The organism is Mesorhizobium sp. M4B.F.Ca.ET.017.02.2.1 (assembly GCF_003998955.1).
Classification (GTDB): Bacteria; Pseudomonadota; Alphaproteobacteria; order Rhizobiales; family Rhizobiaceae; genus Mesorhizobium; species Mesorhizobium abyssinicae.
The window spans coordinates 1-1680 of record NZ_RZOF01000594.1 but is presented as its reverse complement, the minus strand read 5'-3'; the positions used below and the strand labels follow the sequence as shown (position 1 = coordinate 1680).

The 1680-nt window shown below is 66.7% G+C and carries 2 protein-coding genes; both read right to left on the bottom strand.

Features of this window, described 5'->3' with window-relative positions:
- Positions 1 to 373, bottom strand: a 373-nt coding sequence (locus EN738_RS34165) for an adenylate/guanylate cyclase domain-containing protein (RefSeq protein ID WP_145967044.1), incomplete at its 3' end; no start/stop codon positions are given.
- 104 nt (positions 374 to 477) lie between these two features.
- Positions 478 to 1680, bottom strand: a 1203-nt coding sequence (locus EN738_RS34160; protein WP_127287352.1) for a CmpA/NrtA family ABC transporter substrate-binding protein, incomplete at its 5' end; no start/stop codon positions are given.

The following is a 1680-nucleotide window of genomic DNA, read 5'->3' as shown; positions in this document are numbered from 1 at the left end:
GCACCTCCCCGGGGTTGGCCGTGCTGGACAACCTGGCGGTGACATTGACAACATCGCCGAATATCGCGCCCCGCGCGCGAATGACCGCCCCGAAATGCAATCCTATACGGGCGCTCAACGGCCCTTTGGTCAATTGGCGGCTGATTTGGCAGACGGCCCTCAGCGCCATCTCCGGGCTCTCGAACAGGCTGAGTACGTCATCGCCTTTCGAGTAAATGAAATCACCGCCGTGCTGGGCGACGATCTCGCGCATCGTGTCCAGGCAATCCGAAACCTGCTGCAGAGCGGCATCGTCGCCGATGCGCTCATAGAGGGGCGTGCTGCCCACGACATCAGCCAAAAGGACGGCGGCCAGAAGTCTTTCCTGATCCATCGATCTCGTATCCGCCCGAGAACGCAGCGTATATAACACACCAAGGCGGCCTTTGACTTATCAACTTGCGTGCGTTGGCGATCCGCACCCCGGCAGGTCGGAACCTACTGCGCCAGGGAATCAGCGTGTTTCTGCCCGGCGACATAGGCTTCGATCTCGTCGGGATCGAAGATCTGGCCGTCGAAGAACCCGTCCGGGCCGAGCAACAGGCTTGCCCCCGCCGAACCGACCGGCGTCGCCGCTTTCAGCGCCCCTTCGGCCTTGGCATTGGCGCCGGGCAGCGCCACGCCGAGCGGCTTCAGCGCCGAGCGATAGAGGTCGGGCCGGTAGCAGTTCCAGGCGATGGCGAGGTTTTCCGGCGTGTGCGCGACATGCCCCCAGCGCACCATCTGCGTGTAGAACCACAGCGCATGGCTCTTCCACGGAAAATTCGCCGCCTTGTCGAAGGGCACGAAGAAATCGGCGATCGCCCGCTCGGCGCCACCGCCGAGCTTCAGCCGTCCGGTCAGGATCGGCATCTGCACCGAAGCCGGCAGGCCGAGGAAGCCCGGCCCGGCCATCAGCGCCGCCAGTTCGGCATGGTTCGCCGGGTCCTGGCACCAGCGCGCCGAGTGATGCAGCGCTCTGAGCAGCGCCGCCAGCGCCTCCGGATTCTCCTCCGCCCAGGCCTTGCGCACGCCGATCACCTTCTCCGGGCTGTTGCGCCAGAGCAGCGCCTTGACGGTGACGATATGGCCGGTGCCGGCGGCGACCGCGGCACTGTTCCAGGGCTCGCCGACGCAATAGCCGTCGATGCGGCCGGCGGCCAGCGCATCGGCCATGAAGGGCGGCGGCACGATGACGATCTCGATGTCGCGCTCGGGATTGATGCCGCAGGCGGCGAGCCAGTAGCGCAGCTCGTAGTTATGCCCGGAATGCGGATGCACGACGGCGAAGCGCAGCGGATCGCTCCCCCTGGCGGCCCGCCCGCGGATCAGCGCGCCAAGAGCGGCCCCTGCCCGCGCGGGATCGAGATCGGGTTCCGCGCCATGCGCCGCCATGCCGTCCCACACCGCATTGGAGACGGTGACGCAATTGCCGCCGAGGCTGAGCGAGAACGGAACGATGGTCTCAGAGGCGATCGGCGTGAGGCCGAGGCTGCAGGCCAGCGGCATCGGCCCCAGCATGTGCGCCAGATGGAAATGGCCGATGGCGATGCGGTCGCGGATGTTGGCCCAGGAGGTCTCGCGATGCAGCGTCAGCTCGATACCCTCGCGCGCGGCAAAGCCCAGTTCGCCGGCCGCCACCAGCACGGCGCTGTCGAAAAG